Below are 16,818 nucleotides of genomic sequence, written 5' to 3' on the forward strand. Positions count from 1 at the left end.
TCCCCAAGGGATAGCGCAACGAGCGCCCCACAGGCCCCGAACCACGTGTCTCACATGATCCGAGACATGCCAGTCTCAGATGTCCCCGGACTCAACATCCAAGAAGGTTGGACCAAACCCTCACGTTCTTTGTGTGGCGGGGCGCGCGGCGGAGGGCTGAGCGTGGGCAAGGGGCCCGGGCGCGCGCCACTAGACTGGCGAGCATGTCTTCCCTGTCCCGCGACCAGGTCGCGCACCTGGCCAATCTCGCGCGCATCGAGATGACGGACGCCGAGCTCGACACGATGGCCGGGGAGCTGGCCGTCATCCTCGACTCGGTGGCCCAGGTCGGCGAGGTTGCCGCCGACGACATCCCGCCGATGTCGCACCCGATGCCCCTGACCAACGTGACCCGGCCCGACGAGGTCCGCCCCGGCCTGACCCGCGAGCAGGCCCTGTCCGGTGCGCCGGCGCAGGAGCTCGACCGGTTCCAGGTGCCGCGCATCCTGAGCGAGGACTGATCCGTATGCCGACCACCGACCTCACCCGACTCACCGCTGCCCAGATGGCCGAGGGTCTCGCGGCGCGTGACTTCACCTCCGTCGAGCTGACGCAGGCCCACCTCGACCGCATCGCCGCCGTCGACGGGGCCGTCCGGTCCTACCTGCACGTCGACGCCGACGGCGCCCTCGCCACCGCGCGCGAGGTCGACGAGGCCCGCGCCGCCGGCGAGCAGCTGCACCCGCTCGCGGGTGTGCCGATCGCCGTCAAGGACGTCATGACCACGACGGGCCTGCCGACCACGTGCGGCTCCAAGGTGCTCGAGGGCTGGATCCCGCCCTACGACGCCACGGTGGTCACCAAGATCAAGGCTGCCCGCATGCCGATCCTCGGCAAGACCAACATGGACGAGTTCGCGATGGGCTCGTCCACCGAGCACTCGGCCTACGGCCCCTCGCACAACCCGTGGGACCTCGAGCGGACCCCCGGCGGCTCCGGCGGCGGCTCCAGCGCCGTCGTCGCGTCCTTCCAGGCGCCGCTGGCGACCGGCACCGACACCGGCGGCTCGATCCGCCAGCCCGCGTCCCTGACCGGCACCGTCGGCGCCAAGCCGACCTACGGTGGGGTGTCCCGCTACGGCCTCGTCGCCCTCGCCTCGTCCCTCGACCAGGCGGGGCCCTGCGCCCGCACCGTCCTTGACACCGCCCTGCTGCACGAGCTCATGGGCGGGCACGACCCCCGCGACTCGACGTCCATCGACCAGCCGGTGCCCCCGGTGGTCGAGGCCGCCCGCAGCGGCGACGTGTCCGGCCTGCGGATCGGCATCGTCCGCGAGCTCACCGGCGAGGGCTACCAGGCCGGGGTCCAGCAGCGCTTCGACGAGACCGTCGAGCTGCTCCGCGCCGGTGGCGCCGAGATCGTCGAGGTCTCCTGCCCGCACTTCGACTACGCCCTCGGCGCCTACTACGTCATCCTCCCGAGCGAGGCGTCCTCCAACCTGGCCAAGTTCGACGCCATGCGCTACGGCCTGCGCGTCACGCCGACCGGGGTCGAGGCGCCGAGCGCCGAGCAGGTCATGGCGGCGTCCCGCGAGGCGGGCTTCGGCGACGAGGTCAAGCGCCGCATCATCCTCGGCACCTACGCCCTGTCCAGCGGCTACTACGAGGCCTACTACGGCCAGGCGCAGAAGGTCCGCACCCTCATCGCGCGCGACTTCGAGGCAGCCTTCGAGCAGTGCGACGTGCTGATCTCGCCGACGATGCCCACCACGGCCTTCCGCCTGGGGGACAAGCTCGACGACCCGATGGCGATGTACCTCAACGACGTCGCGACCATCCCCGCCAACCTCGCCGGCATCCCCGGCATGTCGGTGCCCGTGGGGCTCGCGCCGGAGGACGACCTGCCCGTGGGGCTGCAGGTCCTCGCGCCGGCCATGGCCGACGACCGGCTGTACCGCGTGGCGGCCTACGTCGAGCGCGAGCTGGAGAAGGCCTGGGGCGAGCCGCTTCTCGCCAACGCGCCCGAGCTGGCCGCCGGTACCCCCGACCAGACCCGAAAGGACGGCTGACCCATGGCCACCACGCACGTCGAGCCCGTCCTCGACTACGACGAGGTGCTCGAGCGCTTCGACCCCGTGATGGGCCTCGAGGTCCACGTCGAGCTCAGCACCGCGACCAAGATGTTCTGCTCCTGCGCCACGGAGTTCGGCGCCGAGCCCAACACCCAGGTGTGCCCGGTCTGCCTCGGCCTGCCCGGAGCCCTGCCGGTGGTCAACGCCAGGGGCGTCGAGTCCGCGATCCGCATCGGCCTGGCGCTCAACTGCCAGATCGCCGAGTGGTGCCGCTTCGCGCGCAAGAACTACTTCTACCCGGACATGCCCAAGAACTTCCAGACCTCGCAGTACGACGAGCCCATCGCGTTCGACGGCTACCTGGACGTGGAGCTCGAGGACGGCACGACCTGGCGGGTCGAGATCGAACGGGCGCACATGGAGGAGGACACCGGCAAGTCGCTGCACATGGGCGGCGCGACCGGTCGCATCCACGGCGCCGACTACTCGCTGCTGGACTACAACCGCGCGGGGATCCCCCTGATCGAGATCGTCACCAGGCCGGTCCTGGGGGCCGGGGAGCGTATGCCGGAGGTCGCCAAGGCCTATGTCTCGGCGATCCGTGACCTGATGCGTGCGCTCGACGTCAGCGACGCCCGCATGGAGCAGGGCTCGATGCGCTGCGACGCCAACGTGTCGCTCATGCCCAAGGGCTCGACCCAGCTCGGCACCCGCACCGAGACCAAGAACGTCAACTCGCTGCGTTCGGTCGAGCGGGCCGTCCGCTACGAGATGACGCGGCACGGCGCGATCCTCACGGACGGCGGGTCGATCCTGCAGGAGACCCGGCACTGGCACGAGGACACCGGCGTCACGACGTCCGGGCGCGAGAAGTCCGACGCCGAGGACTACCGCTACTTCCCCGAGCCGGACCTGGTGCCCGTCGCCCCGAGCCGCGAGTGGGTCGAGGAGCTGCGGGCCACCCTGCCCGAGCCTCCCGGGCAGCGCCGCAAGCGGCTGCAGGGGGAGTGGGGCTACTCCGACCTGGAGATGCGCGACGTCGTCAACGCCGGCGCCGTCGAGCTGATCGAGGCCTCCGTCGCCGCCGGTGCCACGCCCGCCGCCGCCCGCAAGTGGTGGATGGGCGAGGTGTCCCGCCGCGCCAACGACCAGGTCCGCGACCTCGCCGACATGGGCGTCACGCCCGAGCACGTCGCCGAGCTGGACGGGATGGTCCGGGACGGTCGGCTCAACGACTCGATGGCCCGTCAGGTCATGGACGGCGTCCTGGCCGGCGAGGGCTCGCCCCGCGAGGTGGCCGACGCCCGCGGTCTCGAGCTGGTGCAGGACGACTCGGCGCTCGAGGCGGCCGTGGACGAGGTGCTCGGCCGCAACGCCGACATCGTCGCCAAGATCAAGGACGGCAAGGTCCAGGCCGCCGGTGCCCTGATCGGTCAGGTCATGAAGGCCATGAAGGGCCAGGCCGACGCCGGCAAGGTCCGCGAGCTGATCATGGCCAAGTGCCAGTGACCTACCTCAGGTAGTCACATCGGCTGGGCTTCGCACGCCAGGCCGGTGTGACCAAGGCCGGCTGATGTGACCACGTCAGGCTGATCTGCCTGACCCTGCCGTATGCCGCCGGGGCCGCCCTCACGCGAGGGCGGCCCCGGCGTCGTCATACGGCTAGGACGTCTGGGTGGAGCGGTCGTGGGAGGGGACGACCACCCAGATGACCACGGCCGACAGCAGCAGCAGGCTGATGTTGAACAGCAGGGCGACGTCCGCGCCCTGGCGCAGGCCGACGTTGTCCTGGCGACCGAGCGGCACGAGGACCGAGCCGATCACCCGTGGGGGCGAGCTGGACCCGGCGGTGAACAGTGCGAGCGAGGTGGCGGTGCCGATGGCCGAGCCCAGGGACGACGCCATCTTGTAGATCCCGGCCCCGGCCCCGCTCTGCTCGACCGGCAGGTTGGAGAGGGCGGCGTCGGTCGCGGGTGTGCCGAAGCAGGCCAGCCCCAGCCCCATCAGCGTGTAGCCGAGGATCGCCGTCAGGCGGTACTGCGAGAGCAGCAGGTTGGTGGGCAGGAACGCGCAGCCGGCCAGCACGAGCAGCCCGGTGCCCCACAGCATCGGCTTCTTGGCGCCGTAGCGTCGCAGCAGCCGCTCGCCGACGCGCATGAACGCGATGACGGTGACGGCGTAGCCGAGCGTCAGCAGGCCCGCGTCCAGGGGTTTCATGCCGCCGGCGACCTGGAAGGAGCTGCTGGGTGACGATGAGCATGCCGATGGACGTGTTGAGCAGGAAGTTGGCCAGCGTGGCGCCGGAGAACATGCGGTTGCGAAAGAGCCGCAGGTCCAAGAAGGGCTGCCGGACCCGGCCCTCGATCACCACGGTGAGGACCAGACCGACGATCGCGACGGCGGCCAGGGCCAGCGTGATCGGGGACGCCCAGCCGATCTTGGCCCCGAAGGTCGTCACGACCATCAGCGAGAGCATCGACGCCGCGAAGGTCGCGATGCCCGGCACGTCCAGGTGGAAGGGAGTGCTCGAGGCCACCTTGGACTCGCCCTGGCCCCGCAGCAGCAGGGCTGCGGCCACGGCCACGACGATCGAGACGGCGTAGATCCAGCGCCACCCGACGTAGGTGACCGTGAACCCGCCCACGAGGGACGCGAGCCCGGAGCCGCCGAACGACGCGATCGACCACATCGACACCGCGCGCTGACGGGCGGCCCCGTCCCAGCACGCGCGCACCAGACCCAGCGTCGTGGGGAGGGAGCACGCGGCGGACAGGCCCTGCACCGCACGCCCCACGAGCATGAGCGGTGCGGCGAGCGCGCCGGCGGCGAGGATCAGGCAGGCCGACCCGACGACGCTGAGGACCAGACCGATCAGCAGCACCCGGAACCGGCCCACCCGGTCGGCCACCCCGCCGAGCACGACGATGAACATGCCGGAGAAGAGCGCCGTGAGGGCGACGGCGAGGTTCATGGCGTCGTTGCCGAGCAGGGGATCGGTCCAGGTGCGGCGGGCGGCGTCGACATACGGGCCGTTGATGTCGCGCATGATGGCCGGCGCGACCGACCCGGCGGACCCGGCGAACAACCAGAAGGTCAGGACGGCGAGGACCAGACCCGCGAGCAGCCGGTCGTTGCCGTGAGCCTCGGTGGGTGCGCGGCGGGCGACGTCGTCGAGGGGCTGTTGACTGAGCATGCGGCTCAGCCGCCGGTCGAGAGGTGGGCGAGGACCGCCGTGACGGCGGCCTCGGTGCCGGTCTCCAGGGTGGGGTGCAGCACCGGGGCGAACCGGGGGTTGTGGTTGGGGATCGGAGGAGCGTCCGCCGGGAAGCCGCCGATCGTCCAGAAGGTGTAGGGGATCCCGAACGCGTCCGGCACGATGCTGAAGTCCTCGCTGCCGGTCAGCGGGGCGAGCTCGGCGACGCGATCCTGGCCGAAGTGCTCCGCGAAGGCCGCGCTCACCACGTCCGTCACGGCGACGTCGTTGGTCGTGAGCGGGAACTGGTCGTAGTACTCGATGGTCGGGGGCCGGGGGCAGCCGCCCGCGTCGCACTCGCCGCGGACGATCCGCTCCACGGCGGTCAGGATGCGCTCCCGCACCGCCTCGTCGTAGCTGCGGACGTTGAGGAGCAGCACGGCGCGATCGGGGATGACATTGCTCTTGGCGCCGGCCTGCAGCGAACCCACGGTCACCACACCGAAGTCCGCCGGCGCGATCTCCCTCGACACCACCGTCTGCAGGCGCAGGACGATGGCCGCCGCGACGACCACCGGGTCGACCCCGAGGTGCGGCATCGACCCGTGCGATCCCGTGCCGTGGACGGTGACCCGCAGCGAGTCCGCTGCTGACAGGCGCGGACCCGAGGCCGAGCTGACGAGACCGGCGCGGGCGGGTATGACGTGCTGGCCGAGGGCGACGTCCGGTCGGGGCACGCGGTCCACGAGCCCGGCGTCGACCATGGCGCGGGCTCCCTCGGCGGTCTCCTCCGCCGGCTGGAAGAGCGCCACGTAGGTGCCGGACCAGGCGCCCTGGTGGGTGGCGAGGAGCTGCGCGGCACCGAGCGCCCAGGTGATGTGCAGGTCGTGGCCGCAGGCGTGCATCACGCCGTCGACGGTGGAGGAGTAGGGGAGCCCCGTGTCCTCCTGGACGGGCAGGGCGTCCGTGTCGGCGCGGAACAGCACGCACGGTCCGTCACCGTTGCGCAGCACCCCCACGACGCCGCCCCCGACCTCGAGGACGTCGTAGCCCCAGTGGGCCAGCCGGTCGGCGATGATCCGGTTGGTGCGGGTCTCCTGCAGGGACAGCTCGGGGTGGCGGTGCAGGTCCTGGTAGAGGTCCTCCTGCCACCGCATGGTGCGGGGGAGGTCGGACAGGACCTCACGGGCTGCTGCCGTGGCCGGAGCGATGGCCCCGGTGGTGTCGTCGTCCGTCATGGTGCCCGCCTCCTCAGCGACGTCCGCCGCCGAGCAGGCCACCCAGCACGTCGCGGATGATCGTGCCCGTGTCGAAGCCCTGCGCCTCGCGGCGGTCGACGTCGTCGCGGGGGCTGGTCCCGGTCTGGCCCGCCGCGGAACCCAGCACCGACCCGAGGATGTCGTCGAGGACGGTGCCGCCCACGGGGCCGCCCTGCGCCTGGCCGAGGCTGCCGCCCGCCCCCGCCTGGCCGAGGACCTGCTTGGCGAGCCAGGACATGACGATCGGGGCGAGGATCGGGATGAGCCGCTGGACGAGCGGCCCGCCGACGCCCTGCAGGCCCCCGAGCTGCTGGGCGACCCGCTCCTGGTTGCCGCCGAAGATGTGGGCGGCGATCGCCTCGCCGTCGCGGGTGTCGACGGCGCCGAGGTCGACGCGGCCGTCGACGAGCTGGGGGTCGTGCTGGCCGAGGGCCTCGGAGATGGACCGGGCGCCGGCGGGGTCGGTCGCGTTGGCCTGCAGGCCGCCGAGCAGGGCGGGGAGCACCGCCGCGGCGGCGTGCTGCACCTCCTCGGGCCGGGCGTCGAGCTGACGGGCGAGGTCGGCCACGGGCAGGGTGCGCAGGATCTCGTCGACGGCGGGCATGGTGACTCCTGGAGGTTGGGGTTCGATCGGTTCACCGCCAACCTACGACAGGCACGACAGGCACGGTCTGCGCGCGGGGCGGGCCGGCTGCCTCTTGCGCATCGATGTGAACGGTGTGAACATGGCGTCATGACACGAACCGTCGTCGCCATCGGCACCCGCAAGGGCCTCTTCGTCGCCACCAGCGCGGGGGGCGACGACCGACGCACCTGGGACGTCCAGGGCCCCCTCCTGCCGATGCAGGAGGTCCCGTCCGTCGCCTTCGACCAGCGGGCGGGCCGGACCACCCTGCTGGTCGGCAGCCACTCCTGGCACTGGGGGCCGTATGTCGGGGCCTCCCACGACCTCGGCCGGACCTTCGAGCCGGAGTCGCCGGACGCCATCCGGTTCCCCGAGGACACGGGCGTCGCGCTCAAGCGGGTGTGGCAGCTCGTGGCCGACCCCCTCGACGAGGACGTCGTGTGGGCGGGCACCGAGCCGCAGGCGCTGTGGCGCAGCAGCGACGCGGGCCGCACCTTCGAGCTCGTCCGTGGCCTGTGGGAGCACCCGCACCGGCCGCACTGGGGCGAGGGCTTCGGCGGCGGCGCGATCCACACCGTCCTGCCGCACCCCACCGACGCGGACCGCATGGTCGTCGCGATGAGCACGGGCGGCGTCTATCGCACCGAGGACGGCGGCGACACCTGGTCGGCCGCCAACGTCGGCATCAAGGACTCCTACGGCCCCGATCCCTACCCGGAGTTCAACCAGTGCGTCCACAAGGTCGCCCGCGACGGGGCCGACCCCGAGGTCCTCTACGCCCAGAACCACCCGGGCGTCTACCGCTCCAACGACGACGGTCGCTCCTGGACCTCGATCGAGGAGGGCCTGCCCACCAACTTCGGCTTCGCCGTCCTGACCCAGCCGGGGCACGCGGGGCGGGCGTGGCTCGTCCCCGTCGAGTCCGACGGGGTGCGCTTCCCGCCCGAGCGACGCCTCCAGCTGCAGCGCACCGACGACGGCGGCCGCACCTGGCGCGAGCAGAGCGCGGGCCTGCCGGACCCGACCTTCACCTGCGTCCTGCGGGACGCGGCCGGCACCGACCAGGGCTCGCCGATGGGCCTGTATGTCGGGACGCGCAACGGCGACGTCTACGGATCCGCCGACGAGGGTGAGGGATTCGCGCTGGTGGCGACCCAGCTGCCGGACGTGCTCTGCGTGCGTGCGGCCACCGTGGAGGACTGAGCCGTGCGCGTCCTGATCCGCCTCCCGGCACCGCTGCAGGCCATGGTGGGCGCCCCGCCCGAGGTGGCGCTCGAGCTCGCCGACGGGGCCGACCTCGCCGCCGCCCTGGACGCGCTGCGTTCCTCACCCGCGCCACTTCCGCTGGTGGAGAGCAAGATCCGCGACGAGACGGGTGAGCTGCGCCGGCACGTCAACGCGTTCGTCGACGGCCACGACGTCAAGCGCGACGCGGGCACGCGCACCACGCTGCGTGACGGGGCCACCGTCATCGTCCTGTCCGCCGTCTCGGGCGGGTGAGCGAGCCTGGGGCGGCACGACATACGGTGAGGGCATGACCCTCGTGACCCTTGCCGACCAGGACTGGATCGACCGCGTGGGCCCCGTGCCCGGCATCGAGATGATCCCGTGGGACCTCACGGGTCCTTGCCCGCGGGCCGACGAGGTGGAGCTCGTCGTCGCGCCCTACACCCTGTCCGCCGACGGCTTCGAGCGTCTCGCCGAGCTGCCGCGGCTGCGCGCCTTCCAGCTGCTGTCGGCGGGCTACGAGCACGCCATCCCCTTCGTCCCCGACGGGGCGACGCTGCTCAACGCCCGCGGCGTCCACGCTGCCGGCACCTCCGAGCTCGCCCTCACGCTGACCCTGGCGGCGCAGCGTGGCGTCCCCTGGATGCTCGAGGGCCACCGCCGGCAGCACTGGCAGGACAAGCACTTCGAGCCCGGGCTGGCCGACCAGCGCGTCCTCGTGGTCGGCTACGGCGACATCGGGCAGGCCATCGTGCGCCGGCTGCAGCCGTTCGAGCCCGTGATCACCGTGGTCGCGAGCCGGGCCCGCGCGGGGGACGACCTCGTCGAGCGGGTGCACGGCATCGACGAGCTCGACGCCCTCGTGCCGCGCCAGGACGTGATCATCCTCATCGTCCCGCACACGGACGCCACCGACCGGCTGGTGGACGCCGACTTCCTGGCCTCGATGCGCGAGGGGGCGCTCCTGGTCAACGTCGCCCGCGGGCGCGTCGTCGACACCGACGCCCTCGTCGCCGCGACGCGGTCGGGGCACGTGCGCGCCGCCCTGGACGTCGTCGACCCGGAGCCGCTGCCCGACGGTCACCCGCTGTGGTCCACCCCCGGGGTCCTGATCGCGCCGCACGTCGGCGGTCTGGCGCACGGGTTCTGGCGCCGCGCGAGCGATCTCGTCCGCCGACAGCTGCACCACATCGCGTCGGGCGAGCCCTTCGACAATGTCGTGGAGATCGCGCGGTGAGACACTGTCCGCATGGCTGAGCACATCACCGTGACCCGCGAGGACAGCCGGCACCGCTACGAGGTGCGGCTGGACGGCGAGCTCGCGGGCTTCGCCGACGCCTACGTCGAGGGTGACGAGGCCGGTGGGAGTGGGGTGGTCGTCGTGCCGCACACGGAGGTGGACCCCGCCTTCGGCGGGCAGGGGGTCGGCTCGGCCCTCGTCCAGGGGCTGCTCAGGGACGTGCGCGCTCGGGGTCTGGTCGTGCGGCCGCTCTGCTCCTTCGTGGCGGCCTACCTCGACAAGCACCCGGAGTACGCCGACCTGCGGGCCTGACCGGTCCGCCGAGCCGGGTGGATCAGGCGGGTGATGCCGTGCCGTCGGTGTCGTCGTCCCGGGTCAGCGCCGCCTCCAGCACCGCCACCAGATGGTTCTCGAGGTCGTCCGGGCCGACCTGGGCCGGGTCCAGCAGGTGCTGCAGGGCGCCCCCCTGAAAGGCCGCGAAGAGCAACCGGGCGAGCTCCAGGCTGCTGACCGGCAGCCGTATGCCGTGCCGCCGCAGGTAGCCCTCCAGCGTGGCCGCCGTCTCCTGATGGCCGCGGGCGACGACCTCGCGCCAGGCCGCCCCCGCCTCGGGGTCGCGGATGGCGTGCAGCATGAGCTCGGTCTGCAGCAGCAACCACTGCTGGCGCTCGCCGGGCTGGTCGGACCACAGGGTCAGCACCCCGTGCAGCAGCTCGCGTGGCGTGAGGTCGTCCTCCTCCGACAGCTCGCGGACGCGGTCACGCAGCCGGGCGGTGCGCTGCGCGACGAGCTCGACCACCAGCTCGTCTCGGGACGCGAAGTTGGAGTAGAACGCCCCGCGCGTGAATCCCGCACGGTCGCAGACGTCCTCGACGCTCGTGCCGTGGAACCCCCGCTCCGCGAATGCCTGGGACGCAGCGGCGAGGATCCGCTGACGGGTGGCCTCGCGACGTGCGGACCGCGGCGGGGCATCACTGCGAGTGGTCATGCCCTCACGATACACCTATGAATTGAATACGGGAATGAACCCGGATACGCTGGTGTATCAGAAGATGTCCCCAGTCCTCCCCGCAGGACGACCCGAGCCCGGTCGATCCCGGGCACCAAGGAGCAGTGCGTCATGGCGCTCATCGCCCACGCAGCAGCCGTCGACGGGCCGCACGGCCCGTTGCTCCTGCCGACCTCGCTGGCCGCCCGCAAGGGAGAGGTGACGGTCGTCGCCGGTGACCCGGGGCCTGCGGCCACCACCCTCGCGCTGGCCCTCGGCGGTCGCGTCCGTCTCGACGACGGGAGCATCACCTGCAACGGCGACCCCGAGCCGCACGTCCGTCGCCGTCGCGTCGCCCTCGTCGACGTCCCCGGCGTGACCGAGCCCGAGCCCGGTCTGCCGATCGAGGTCGTCGTGGGGGAGGAGCTGGCCCTCGCCGGCCTCCCGTCCCGGCGAGCCGACATCCGCGCCTTCCTTCGTGAGCGTGGCGCCGAGGAACGCTCGGCGCAGCGGTGGGAGTCCCTCGAGCCGGCCGAGCACGTCCGCTGGCTGGCCGAGATCACCGCGCAGCGTGAGGACGTCACCGCCGTCGTGCTGACCAGCCCGGACCGGTGGGGCGGCTCCCCGCACGCCTGGCACGGCGTCGCCCGGGTGCTGGCGGACCAGGGTCTGGTCGTCGTGGTCCTGGCGACCCACTCGAGCGTCCGTCTCCTCGGCCTCGAGAGCACCTACGAGCTGGGGGTGTCCGCATGAGGGCCCATCGTCTCGCCATGGCCGAGCTGCGACGGCTGACCAGCGGGCCGCTGCTCCGCCTCGCCCTCGCCGCCATGCTCGTCATACCGAGCCTGTATGCTGGCCTGTACCTCTATGCGAACCGTGACCCCTATGCCAACCTGCGCGACATCCCCGCCGCCGTCGTGGTGGAGGACGCCGGGACCACGCTGGCCTCGGGCGAGCGCATGGCGGTGGGCGACCAGGTCGCCAAGACCCTCGTCGACGGCAAGACCTTCGACTGGCACCGCGTCTCCCGGGCCGACGCCGTCAAGGGCGTCGACGAGGAGCACTACGACTTCGCGCTGATCATCCCGGCGGGGTTCTCGGCCGACCTGGCGTCGGCGGGCTCCACCTCGCCGCGGCAGGCCCACCTGGAGCAGTACACCAACGACACCAACGGTTACCTGGCCCGCACGATCTCCAACAACGTGGTCGCCGAGGTCACGAAGTCGGTCGCCTCTCAGGTCAGCTCCACGGCGGCGGCACAGCTGCTGGACGGGTTCGGCACGATCCACGGCAAGATGCAGCAGGCCGTCGACGGGGCCGGACAGCTCGCCACCGGGGCGGGGCAGCTGGGTGACGGCGCAGGACGGTTGTCCACCGGTGCCGGCTCGCTGCGTGACGGCGCCGTCCAGCTCCGCGACGGCGCGAACCGCCTGGCCACCGGGGCGGACTCGGCCCGGTCCGGGGCGGCCACGCTCGCCGACGGGGCCGGGCGGCTGGACGACGGGCTGGCGACGCTGGACAGCAAGACCGCTGACCTGCCCGGCCAGACCGCCCAGCTGGCGTCCGGCGCTCGTCAGGTCGCCGACGGCAACGCCGCGCTGGCCAAGGGTGCGAGCCAGCTCGCGTCCGGCGCCACCGCTGCCTCCACGGGAGCGGGGCAGCTCAAGGCCGGCGCGGACACTCTGCACACCGGTGCGGCCAAGGTCGCGGCCGGCGCCCACCAGGTCGCCGACGGCAACGCCAAGGTCGCCGAGGCGGGCAGGCTCGCCAAGGACGGGGCCGCGCAGATCGACCGCGCCCGCAAGGAGCACCAGGGCGAGGTCCAGCAGCAGGTCGACGGACTGACCCAGCAGGTGCAGGACCTCGGCTCCGCGATCGACGCTCTCCCTCAGGACGATCCGGCCCGGGCGCGCCTGCAGCGCATCCACGACGCCCTGCAGACCCGCCTCACGACCGCTGACCGCGACCTGGCGGCCCTCGACTCGGCTCTCGACGAAGCCTCGGCCACCGTGACCAGCGCGTCCGGCAAGCTCACGACCCTCGCCGAGGGGTCCCAGCAGGTCGCGGCCGGTGCCGACCAGCTCACGTCGGGCAGCGCCACCCTCGCCGCCAAGCTGGGCGAGCTGCAGGCCGGGACGGGCAGGCTCGCCACGGGTGCCACCACCCTGTCGGCCGGAGCCACCAAGGCGGCCACCGGCGCCGGCCGGGTCGCCGACGGTGCCGACACGCTCGCCGCCGGCTCCGCCCAGCTGCACGACGGGATCGCCGCGGCCCATGCGGGCAGCACCAAGCTGGACGACGGCGCCACGCGCCTGAGCTCCGGCCTCGGCACCCTCGCCACCGGCGCCCACACCCTGGCCACGGGCGAGACCAAGGCCGTCGAGGGGGCTCAGCAGCTGGCCACCGGCGCCGGGCAGCTCCGCGACGGCGCGACCAAGGCCCAGCAGGGCGCCCAGACGCTGCACGACCAGCTGGCCGCGGGCGTCAAGCAGGTGCCCGCCTACACCCAGCAGCAGCGCGAGGCCGCCGCGCAGACGGTCGGCAACCCGCTCGCCGTCCAGGCGAGCAACCCCGCCGAGGCCGCGAACTATGGCGCCGGGCTCGCCCCGTTCTTCGTGAGCCTCGCCCTCTGGATCGGCGCCTACGTCCTGTTCCTGCTGGTCAAGGCCCTGTCCAACCGCGCTCTCGCCGCGCAGCAGCCGGCCTGGCGGGTCGCGGTGAGCGGCTGGATGACGCCGGCGCTGCTCGCCGCGGGCCAGTCCTTCCTGCTCTTCTGGCTGGTCCTCGAGGGGCTGGGCTTCCACGTCGAGCACCCCGTGTGGGCCATCGGGTTCATGGCCTTCGTCTCCATCACGTATGCCGCGATCCTGCACGCGCTCACCGCCCGGTTCGGCGCGGTCGGCAAGTTCGTCGGGCTCGTGCTCCTGGTCGTGCAGCTCGTCTCGGCGGGCGGGACCTTCCCCTGGCAGACCCTGCCCGGGCCCCTGCAGGCGCTGCACCACGTCCTGCCCATGACCTACGCCATCGACGGACTGCGTCACCTGATGTATGGCGGCCGCATGGCCTTCGTCGCCCTCGACGTCGCCGTGCTGGCGGCATACCTCGGGGTCGCCCTGGTGGCCGCGGGCTGGGCGGCGCACCGGGCCCGCATCTGGACCCCGGCCAGGATCAAGCCGGACCTGGTGCTCTGACCCGGTCGGGTGCGAGACGGGGGCAAGCCCCCGGAACTCCGGGTGGGTCCGGCACGCTGTAGCCAGGACCGGACCCACCCACCTCCGGTCGACCCGCACCCCACTGCTCGCCCCCTCAGCCCACGCCCCTCAGCCCCCAGCAGGAGCCCCCCATGCCGGCCAGCCCGTTCGCCATCGATCCGTGGTGCCTCGTCGAGGAGGACGTCGACCCGCAGCGCCTGGGGCTGACCGAGGCGCTGCTGACCGTCTCCAACGGCGTCATCGGCCTGCGCGGTGCGCTGGAGGAGGGCGACCCGGCGTTCGAGACCGGGGTCTTCGTCAGCGGCGTCCACGAGACCTTCCCCCTGTCCTACCCCGAGAAGGGGTACGGCGACCCCGACCAGGGCCAGGCCCTGATCAACGTCCCCGACGGCATGCGGGTCCGGCTGCTCGTCGGCGACGCACCCCTGGACATCACGGCCGGCACGGTCCACGAGCACCGCCGGGTGCTGGACATGCGCAGCGGCACCCTCGTGCGCGAGCTGGACTGGAGCGCACCCGAGGGCGAGCGCGTCCGGGTCACGACAGGGCGGCTGACGTCGCTGGTGGAGCGCTCGCTGGCGGCCGTGCGCTACGAGGTCGAGGCGGTCGAGGGGCCGGTGCGCCTGGTCGTGCAGTCCGACCTCGCCGCCAACGACACCGAGCCGATCATCGACAACGACGACCCGCAGGTCGCCGCGGCGCTGCGCAAGCCCTATCGCGGCCTGCGCCGCACCGAGTGCGGGGACGGTGGTGTCCTCGTCCACGAGACCATCCGCAGCGGAGTGCAGGTCGGGTCCGGCTGCGACCACGTGGTGACGGTCACGCGCGCGGACGGCCGGGTCGAGCGGGTGCACCCGCGGGTCGTCGTCGACGAGGACCACGTCCGCACCACCACGGTCGTCGAGCTCGAGGCGGGGGAGCGCCTGACGATGCTCAAGCTGCTGGCCTACGTGCGCGACGGGGACCGCCCCGACGGCGTGCTCGGTGACCACGTCCGCGCCCACCTGGCGGTCGGGCACGACCTCGGGTGGGAGCAGCTGGTCGCGGGCAACCGGGAGCACCTCGACGCGTTCTGGGACGACGTGCACCTGGAGATCGACGGTGACGACGAGCTGCAGCAGGCCCTGCGCTACGCCCTCTTCCAGGTCTACCAGTCCAGCGCGCTGATCGAGGACGCCCCGATCGGCGCCAAGGGGCTGACCGGTGGCGGCTACAGCGGCCACACGTTCTGGGACATCGAGGGATTCGTCGTGCCGACGCTGACGATGATCGCCCCGCGCGCGGCCCACAACCTCCTCCGCTGGCGGTCCTCGACGATCGGCGCCGCCCGCGAGCGCGCGGAGCAGCTCGGGCTGCGGGGCGCGTCCTTCCCGTGGCGCACGATCGACGGGCACGAGGCCTCGGGCTACTGGCCGGCCGGGACCGCGGCGATGCACGTCAACGCCGACATCGCCCGCGCCTTCGACCTCTACCGCCACGTCTGGGGCGAGCTGCAGTTCGAGCGGGCCCACGGCGTCGAGGTGCTGGTCGAGACGGCCCGGCTCTGGATCTCGTTGGGGCACACCGACCGTCAGGGGCACTGGCACCTCTACGGGCTCACCGGCCCGGACGAGTACACCGCTGCCGTCGACGACAACGTCTTCACCAACCTCATGGCGGCTCGCAACCTGCGGGCTGCGGTCGCCTCGTGCGGACGTCATCCCGACCGGGCGCGCGAGCTGGGCGTCAGCAGCGACGAGCTCGCGGACTGGTCCCGGGCGGCCGAGGCCGTCCACGTCCTCTACGACGAGCACCTCGGGGTCCACCCGCAGTGCGAGAGCTTCACGGAGTACGACGAGTGGGACTTCGAGTCCTGGGGCGACCGCTATCCCGTGCAGGAGCACGCGCCCTACGTCCAGATCTATCGCCACCAGGTGGTCAAGCAGGCCGACCTCGTCCACGCCCTGTGGTGGTGCGGGGACGACTTCACCGACGAGCAGATCGCCCGCGACCTCGACTACTACGAGGCCCGCACGGTCCGCGACTCCTCCCTCTCGGCGGGGATCCAGTCGGTGGTGTGCATCCAGGCGGGCCACCTCGGGCTGGGTCTGGACTACCTGCGCGAGGCCGCCCAGGTGGACCTGCACGACCTGCAGGGCAACACCGAGCAGGGCCTGCACCTGGCCTCCCTGGCCGGGGCCTGGCTGGCGCTCACCGCGGGTCTCGGCGGCCTGCGCGAGGACGGCCCGCTCGTCCAGCTGTCCCCGCGGCTGCCCGACGGGCTGCGTGGCTATCGCTTCAGGTTCCTGTGGCGCGACGCCCGCATCGAGGTGCACGCGGGCGACGAGGTCACGGTCAGCGTGGCGGGCGTCGACTCCCTCGACGTCGTCCTCTACGGCGAGGAGGTCACGATCACGCCCGAGGAGCCGGCCGTCGTGCCCCGGCGCTCGGTCGAGCCGCTGCTGTCCGCGCCGCGCCAGCCGGTCGGCCGGTCGCCCCGCGACGTCGCCGATGCGTGATCATGGCCGTATGACGGACACCTCCCGCACCCTGCTGCTGATGCGTCACTCCGAGGCCACCCACGGCGGGGGCTCCGACCACGCCCGCACCCTCACGAGCCGGGGTCGCGACGACTCGAGCGCAGCGGGACGCTGGCTCGCCGAGCACGTCGGTGCGCTGGACCTCGCGGTCGTCTCGAGCGCGACGCGCACGCGCCAGACCTGGGAGGCGGCGACCGAGGGAGGCGCGCAGGCGGCGTCGGTGGACCTGTCGGACGAGGTCTACGACGCCGGCCTCGACGAGCTGCTCGCCCTGTTGACGCACCTGCCCGACGAGGCCCGAACCGTGCTCGTGCTCGGGCACGCCCCGGGCATCCCCGCCCTCGCCAACACCATCGCCTCCGAGGACGGCCCGCGGGACATGGCCGAGGCCCTCGACCGCGGGTTCCCGACCACCACGCTGTGCCGCTTCGAGGTCGAGGGGGACTGGCTCGGCGTGGGGGCGGCCACCGCCGACCTCGTCGACGTGGTCGTCCGCCAGGACTGA

Annotated in this window: 15 protein-coding genes and 1 pseudogene; 11 read left to right on the forward strand and 5 right to left on the reverse strand. The window is 72.7% G+C overall.

What is annotated here, in order from left to right:
- Positions 1-203 precede the first annotated feature (203 nt).
- Genes gatC through gatB form a run of 3 tightly spaced genes read left to right on the forward strand, consistent with a single transcriptional unit; the run spans position 204 to position 3,559 of the window.
- On the forward strand, positions 204-500 hold the full coding sequence (gene gatC, locus B4K29_RS14995) for an Asp-tRNA(Asn)/Glu-tRNA(Gln) amidotransferase subunit GatC (protein WP_029212234.1): 297 nt from the start codon (positions 204-206) through the stop codon (positions 498-500).
- A 5-nt stretch (positions 501-505) separates the two neighbouring features.
- A complete protein-coding gene (gene gatA / locus B4K29_RS15000; protein WP_286967980.1) occupies positions 506-2,047 on the forward strand; it encodes an Asp-tRNA(Asn)/Glu-tRNA(Gln) amidotransferase subunit GatA in 1,542 nt (513 codons plus the stop codon).
- 3 nt (positions 2,048-2,050) lie between these two features.
- Positions 2,051-3,559: an Asp-tRNA(Asn)/Glu-tRNA(Gln) amidotransferase subunit GatB gene (gatB, locus tag B4K29_RS15005; RefSeq protein WP_286967981.1), complete on the forward strand. Its 1,509-nt coding sequence runs from the start codon at positions 2,051-2,053 to the stop codon at positions 3,557-3,559.
- 153 nt (positions 3,560-3,712) lie between these two features.
- Here gatB and B4K29_RS15010 read toward each other — a convergent pair whose 3' ends face one another.
- From B4K29_RS15010 to B4K29_RS15025, 4 genes and pseudogenes are all read right to left on the reverse strand, one after another.
- Positions 3,713-4,267 carry an MFS transporter gene (locus B4K29_RS15010; RefSeq protein WP_286967983.1) on the reverse strand — a complete coding sequence of 185 codons (555 nt, stop codon included), beginning with the start codon at positions 4,265-4,267 and terminating at the stop codon, positions 3,713-3,715.
- Positions 4,268-4,475: 208 nt separating this feature from the next.
- Positions 4,476-5,243: pseudogene (locus B4K29_RS15015) on the reverse strand (MFS transporter); the annotation flags it as partial.
- Positions 5,244-5,248: 5 nt separating this feature from the next.
- A complete protein-coding gene (locus B4K29_RS15020; RefSeq protein ID WP_376786848.1) occupies positions 5,249-6,481 on the reverse strand; it encodes an amidohydrolase in 1,233 nt (410 codons plus the stop codon).
- Positions 6,482-6,494: 13 nt separating this feature from the next.
- Positions 6,495-7,106 carry a DUF937 domain-containing protein gene (locus tag B4K29_RS15025; RefSeq protein ID WP_019287856.1) on the reverse strand — a complete coding sequence of 204 codons (612 nt, stop codon included), beginning with the start codon at positions 7,104-7,106 and terminating at the stop codon, positions 6,495-6,497.
- A gap of 129 nt (positions 7,107-7,235) precedes the next feature.
- Here B4K29_RS15025 and B4K29_RS15030 point away from each other — a divergent pair, with 129 nt between their 5' ends.
- The 4 genes from B4K29_RS15030 to B4K29_RS15045 are packed head-to-tail and all read left to right on the forward strand — an operon-like array spanning position 7,236 to position 9,906.
- On the forward strand, positions 7,236-8,330 hold the full coding sequence (locus B4K29_RS15030) for a WD40/YVTN/BNR-like repeat-containing protein (RefSeq protein WP_286967985.1): 1,095 nt from the start codon (positions 7,236-7,238) through the stop codon (positions 8,328-8,330).
- Positions 8,331-8,333: 3 nt separating this feature from the next.
- The gene (locus tag B4K29_RS15035; protein ID WP_019287854.1) at positions 8,334-8,627 is read left to right on the forward strand and encodes a MoaD/ThiS family protein; all 294 of its coding nucleotides are present in this window, start codon (positions 8,334-8,336) and stop codon (positions 8,625-8,627) included.
- 34 nt (positions 8,628-8,661) lie between these two features.
- The gene (locus tag B4K29_RS15040) at positions 8,662-9,591 is read left to right on the forward strand and encodes a 2-hydroxyacid dehydrogenase (protein ID WP_286967986.1); all 930 of its coding nucleotides are present in this window, start codon (positions 8,662-8,664) and stop codon (positions 9,589-9,591) included.
- A gap of 12 nt (positions 9,592-9,603) precedes the next feature.
- Positions 9,604-9,906: a GNAT family N-acetyltransferase gene (locus B4K29_RS15045; RefSeq protein WP_286967988.1), complete on the forward strand. Its 303-nt coding sequence runs from the start codon at positions 9,604-9,606 to the stop codon at positions 9,904-9,906.
- 22 nt (positions 9,907-9,928) lie between these two features.
- Here B4K29_RS15045 and B4K29_RS15050 read toward each other — a convergent pair whose 3' ends face one another.
- Positions 9,929-10,582 (reverse strand): TetR/AcrR family transcriptional regulator, encoded by a 654-nt coding sequence (locus B4K29_RS15050; protein WP_154593469.1) that lies wholly within the window; start codon positions 10,580-10,582, stop codon positions 9,929-9,931.
- A gap of 132 nt (positions 10,583-10,714) precedes the next feature.
- Between B4K29_RS15050 and B4K29_RS15055 the strand changes: the two genes are divergently transcribed.
- The 4 genes from B4K29_RS15055 (at position 10,715) to B4K29_RS15070 (ending at position 16,818) form a co-directional block, all read left to right on the forward strand.
- Positions 10,715-11,335, forward strand: coding sequence for an ABC transporter ATP-binding protein (locus B4K29_RS15055; protein ID WP_286958911.1), 621 nt, complete (start codon positions 10,715-10,717; stop codon positions 11,333-11,335).
- Positions 11,336-11,352: 17 nt separating this feature from the next.
- Positions 11,353-13,773 carry a YhgE/Pip domain-containing protein gene (locus B4K29_RS15060; RefSeq protein ID WP_286967990.1) on the forward strand — a complete coding sequence of 807 codons (2,421 nt, stop codon included), beginning with the start codon at positions 11,353-11,355 and terminating at the stop codon, positions 13,771-13,773.
- A gap of 152 nt (positions 13,774-13,925) precedes the next feature.
- A complete protein-coding gene (locus B4K29_RS15065) occupies positions 13,926-16,292 on the forward strand; it encodes a glycoside hydrolase family 65 protein (protein ID WP_029212222.1) in 2,367 nt (788 codons plus the stop codon).
- A 10-nt stretch (positions 16,293-16,302) separates the two neighbouring features.
- Positions 16,303-16,818, forward strand: coding sequence for a SixA phosphatase family protein (locus B4K29_RS15070; protein WP_029212221.1), 516 nt, complete (start codon positions 16,303-16,305; stop codon positions 16,816-16,818).

The sequence above is a fragment of the Arsenicicoccus sp. UBA6765 genome (assembly GCF_002453335.1).
Taxonomy (GTDB): Bacteria; Actinomycetota; Actinomycetes; order Actinomycetales; family Dermatophilaceae; genus Arsenicicoccus; species Arsenicicoccus bolidensis.